This window comes from Tibeticola sp., from assembly GCF_022759015.1.
Lineage (GTDB): Bacteria > Pseudomonadota > Gammaproteobacteria > Burkholderiales > Burkholderiaceae_C > Tibeticola > Tibeticola sediminis.
Genome location: NZ_JAEMQB010000018.1, coordinates 1 through 4,716 on the forward strand (window position 1 = coordinate 1; position 4,716 = coordinate 4,716).

Annotated in this window: 4 protein-coding genes and 2 tRNA genes; all 6 read left to right on the plus strand. The window is 62.2% G+C overall.

Annotated elements, in window-relative coordinates; genetic code table 11:
• Positions 1 to 1,072 (plus strand): helix-hairpin-helix domain-containing protein (locus JHC36_RS01330; protein ID WP_287914893.1); only part of this gene is annotated, 1,072 nt, incomplete at its 5' end.
• A gap of 39 nt (positions 1,073 to 1,111) precedes the next feature.
• Positions 1,112 to 1,678 (plus strand): CDP-diacylglycerol--glycerol-3-phosphate 3-phosphatidyltransferase, encoded by a 567-nt coding sequence (gene pgsA / locus JHC36_RS01335; RefSeq protein WP_124223695.1) that lies wholly within the window; start codon positions 1,112 to 1,114, stop codon positions 1,676 to 1,678.
• 433 nt (positions 1,679 to 2,111) lie between these two features.
• Positions 2,112 to 2,384 carry an HU family DNA-binding protein gene (locus JHC36_RS01340; protein ID WP_124223784.1) on the plus strand — a complete coding sequence of 91 codons (273 nt, stop codon included), beginning with the start codon at positions 2,112 to 2,114 and terminating at the stop codon, positions 2,382 to 2,384.
• Between the two features lie 37 nt (positions 2,385 to 2,421).
• Positions 2,422 to 2,497: transfer RNA gene (locus tag JHC36_RS01345), tRNA-Val, on the plus strand.
• Between the two features lie 59 nt (positions 2,498 to 2,556).
• Positions 2,557 to 4,476 carry a SurA N-terminal domain-containing protein gene (locus tag JHC36_RS01350; RefSeq protein ID WP_287914902.1) on the plus strand — a complete coding sequence of 640 codons (1,920 nt, stop codon included), beginning with the start codon at positions 2,557 to 2,559 and terminating at the stop codon, positions 4,474 to 4,476.
• 27 nt (positions 4,477 to 4,503) lie between these two features.
• A tRNA-His gene (locus JHC36_RS01355) sits at positions 4,504 to 4,579 on the plus strand.
• Positions 4,580 to 4,716: the final 137 nt, after the last annotated feature.

Here is a 4,716-nt window from a genome sequence, read left to right on the forward strand (position 1 = left end):
ACCGTCTGCGGCTGTGGGCGACGTGAACGAGGCGCACGAAGGTGCTTCGGCTCCGGCCTCGCTGGAGCAGCGGGTACTCCACGCCTTTCTGGCGCAGCATTACCTCGGGGCGCCCCTGCCGCCCTTGTTGATTGTCAGTCAGGCCGTCGAGCCTGAGCTGCAGCAACTGCTCGTCCAGGAGGGGGTAGGGCGCTTAAAGATCACGGACAGTCCCCGGGGGGTGCATCGTGTGTGGCTGGAAATGGCTGAAAAGAACGCCGAGATTCAGCTCGCACGGGTTCTGAGTGAACAAGGCTCGCAGCGTGCGAGGACCGAGGCGCTGGCGGAGGTTTTGGGCTTGGATGTCGAGGACCTGGATGAGGTCGTGATCGAGTGTTTCGATATTTCGCATTCCTCGGGCGAGGCGACGCATGCCTCCTGCGTGGTTTACGACCACCACCAAATGCAGCCCTCCAAATATCGGCGCTTTCGAATCGAAGGCATCACCCCGGGGGATGATTACGCGGCGATGCGACAGGCGCTTCGACGTCGTTACGGCCCGCTGGCCGCAGTCGAGCCTTCGGAGGCGGCGGTCAGCACTGGGGAAGAGGCATCGGCGCGAGGAGGGGATGCCCGTGGCCGGAGGCTCCCCTCGGTCGTTCTGGTGGATGGCGGGGTTGGGCAGGTTCATGCGGCTGCCGAAGTGTTCCGCTCCTTGGGCTTGAGCGAGCGCTTGATCGTTGGGGTCGAAAAAGGCGAGGGGCGCAAGGTCGGACTCGAGGAGTTGGTTTTCGCGGATGGGCGGGAGAAGCGCAGCTTGCGTCCCGACTCCGCCGCCTTGATGCTGGTGGCGCAAATCCGCGATGAGGCTCACCGATTCGCGATCACTGGAATGCGTGCGCAGCGCGCGAAGACGCGCTTCGGCGGAGGGGCGCTCGAAGAAATCCCAGGCATCGGTCCCAAGCGCCGCGCTCGGCTGCTGCAGCAGTTTGGCGGGGTTCGGGGCGTCTCGGAGGCCAGTGTCGAGGACTTGATGCGGGTCGAGGGGATATCCCGGTCGCTCGCCGAAACCATCCATCGCGCGTTTCACTGAAGCCATTCCGACGCGCTGGGCTCGTGCCAAAATGCCAACATGTTCCTGACCGTTCCGACGCTGCTGACCTGGACCCGTATCGTGGCGATTCCGCTGATCGTGGGGGCCTACTACCTGCCGGTCGAAATGGAGCGGGCCAACCAGATTGCAACGCTTTTGTTCGTGGTCTTTGCGCTGACCGATTGGCTCGATGGCTATCTTGCGCGCAGGCTCAACCAGGCGTCGGCCTTCGGTGCGTTTCTCGATCCGGTGGCGGACAAATTTCTGGTTTCGGCGTCCTTGTTGGTGCTGGTTCATCTGCAGCGGGTCGACGTCTTCGTGGCGCTCATCATCATCGGCCGCGAAATCGCGATTTCGTCGTTGCGGGAGTGGATGGCTCAGATCGGCGCTTCGCGCAGCGTGGCTGTGCACATGCTCGGGAAGCTGAAGACGACGTTCCAGATGGTGGCCATTCCGTTCTTGCTTTTCGACGCCACGCTCTTCGGCTCGATCGACACCCGGCGTTGGGGACATGGGCTGATCTGGGTGGCCGCGGTTTTGACCGTTTGGTCGATGGTTTACTACTTGAGGCGCGCGGTCCCCGAGATTCGGGCTCGGGCGAAATAGGGCAACGCTGAACAAGTCCCTCGCGCGTCGCGCATCCCGGCTACGGGCGGTCTGCGTCGTTGCAAATCCTCGCCATAGCTTTGGCTATGGCTGCGGTTTGCGCCTCGCATCCCATCCCGCGGCCGGGCGCGCGCCATCGCGGGAACTTGTTCAGCGTTGCCATAGATCGGTGGCGCCCTCTGCGCGTTGGTCGGTGTTGGCGCCGGCGGGGTTCGTGCTGATCTGGAGCACAGGGTTTGTGAGCAGTTGTAGCAACGGCCTGCCCGGCGATTGACACCCCTGGGTGCAGCGAATCTAATCCGCATCGGCTACCGGGGCTGAACCCAGTCCTCGGGCCCAGACAGGCAGGTCCACGCTTCGCGTGGCTTTTTTGTGGGGCGCTACCCGCCGCGGCGGGATAGCCGTTCGAAAACCAATGAAAGAGGGGCATTCGGTGAACAAGTCGGAATTGATTGAGCACATCGCGACCCAGGCGGATATTTCCAAGGCGGCCGCCGCCCGCGCGCTGGAAGCGATGTTCGGTGCGGTCAAGACCACGCTGAAGAAGGGCGGATCGGTTTCGCTGGTCGGTTTTGGTACTTTCGCGGTGACGAAGCGTGCGGCGCGAAGCGGCCGCAATCCCCGTACCGGAGCGTCCATTAAAATCAAAGCTGCAAAGGTTCCCAAGTTCCGGGCTGGCAAGGCATTGCGCGACGCGGTCAACTGATCCACCGTCGGGCGACGGCTGCGTCGGCTCGGGCATGGGGTGCTTAGCTCAGTTGGTAGAGCGGCGCCCTTACAAGGCGTAGGTCGGGGGTTCGAACCCCTCAGCACCCACCATTTCAACTGAGGCGAACGGACCGTTCGCCTCTTTTTTTCTGTCCAGGAAAGTTTGATTCATGTTTGATTTTGTCCGCAAGCACAAAAGGATCATGCAGTTCCTGCTGTTTCTGCTGATCGTTCCTTCGTTCGTGCTGTTCGGGCTCGATGGATACAACCGTTTCCGGGAGAAGTCGCCGGTGGTGGCGCGGGTTGGCGACGTGGAAATCACGCAGGCGCAATGGGATCAGGCGCACAAGCTCGAGGTGGATCGGGCGCGTCAAGCGATGCCGAACCTCGACCTTGGCTTGCTCGAGTCGCCTCGAGCTCGTTACGCCACCCTCGAGCGCCTGGTCCAGGACCGTTTGCTCGAAGCGGCTGCACGTCGCTGGCATCTATCGGTGGGCGACGCCAAGCTGGCCCTGGAGCTGCAGAGCAATCCGGTGATTGCGGGCCTGCGCGGGCCGGATGGCAAGCTCGATGTCGATCGCTACCGGCAGTTGTTGGCATCGCAAGGCTTGACGCCCGAGGTGTTCGAGGCGCAGGTTCGTGCCGAACTTTCGGCCCAACAGGTGGTTCGGGCCGTGAGCGAGAGCCAATTGATGGTTCCCCAGCTGGCGGACGTCGCGCTGGCGGCCTTGTTCGAGCGCCGAGAAATCGAGCTGGCACGATTTGCACCGAAGAGTTTCCGCGATGGCCTCAAGCCCACCGAGGATGAGTTGAAGGCGTACTTCGAGGCCCATCCGCAGCGATTTCAGGCGCCGGAGCGTATCGACGTGGAGTATGTCGTGTTGGATGTCGACACCGTTCGGCAAAGCGTTTCGGTGAGCGACGCTGAGGTCGAGGACTACTACCGGCAGAACGCGGCGCGGTATGCCACACCGGAAGAACGCAGGGCCAGCCACATCCTGATCGCTGTCGATTCAGGGGCGGGCGCGGCGGCTCGAGAGCAGGCCAAGGCCAAAGCGAACGAAATTCGCGAGCAGCTGCGCCAGAATCCCGCGCGTTTTGCGGAGCTTGCCCGTCAGGTTTCGCAGGATCCGGGTTCGGCCGCGAATGGGGGTGATCTGGGTTTCTTCGCCCGCGGCGCCATGGTCAAACCCTTCGAGGACGCCGTGTTCTCGCTTAAGAAGGGCGAGATCAGCGATGTGGTCGAGACGGAATTTGGCTATCACATCATCACCGTGACCGATGTTCGTGGGGGACAGCAAAAATCCCTCGCGGAGGTTCGGGCGCAAATCGTCGACGAACTGAAGAAAACCCTCGCGCAGCGTCGATTCGCGGAGTTGGCGGAGAGTTTTTCCAACGCCGTCTACGAACAATCGGAGAGTCTCAAGCCGGTTGCCGAACGGTTCAAGCTTCGGCTCGAAGTCGCTCAGGGCGTGGAGCGCAAGCCCAAACCGGGCGAGGCCGGTGTGCTGGCGGATCCGAAGTTCTTGGCCGCCCTGTTCAGCGCTGAGTCCATCGAGAAAAAGCGCAACACCGAGGCGATCGAATTGGGGCCGAACCGTCTGGTTGCAGGGCGGGTGTTGCGCCATGAACCGGCACACACGCGACCGTATGCCGAAGTTCGCGACCAGGTGAAAGAGCTTTGGCTCGAAGAGCGCAGCGTCGCCCTGGCCAAGGCGGAGGGCGAAAAACGTTTGCGCGAGTGGAAGAGCACGCCGGCTTCGGCCGTTCTCCCTGAGCGGTTGACCGTCGGCCGTGATCAAACCGCTGGCTTGCCGGGTGCGGTCATCGACGCGGTTTTGCGTGCGCCACGCTCGAATTTGCCTGCGCTGGTGGGCGTCGACCTTGGAGCGCAGGGTTATGTGGTGGTGCGCGTGAAATCCGTCTTGCCAGCGACGGAAGTACCGGAAGCGATGCGCCAAAAGAGCCGACAGGCCTGGGCAGAGGCGTGGACCGGCGCGGAAGTCCAGGCTTACCTTTCGTCGCTCAAGGCGGCGTTTGGCGTCAAGATTCTGGTCCCGGAGCCGTCGAAAGAGGCCGAGGGCAGCTGAGCTCCGATATATAATTTTGATTCTCCGGTGGCTGTAGCTCAGTTGGTAGAGTCCCAGATTGTGATTCTGGTCGTCGTGGGTTCGAGTCCCATCAGCCACCCCAAACGCTCAAAAACGCCCGGCGCCTGTCGGGCGTTTTTGTTTGTGTTTGCGCAAATCCGGTGCTTTTTCTTCTCGTGGATGCACGGGCAGCGTCGCAACGAACGGCACAATCCTCGGCATGCATCGGACAGTCTTGAT

What these genes read in the sequence shown, in the direction of transcription:
- pgsA (WP_124223695.1), top strand. Translation starts at nt 1,112, where the DNA reads ATGTTCCTGACCGTTCCGACGCTGCTGACCTGGACCCGTATCGTGGCG.
- JHC36_RS01350 (WP_287914902.1), top strand. Translation starts at nt 2,557, where the DNA reads ATGTTTGATTTTGTCCGCAAGCACAAAAGGATCATGCAGTTCCTGCTG.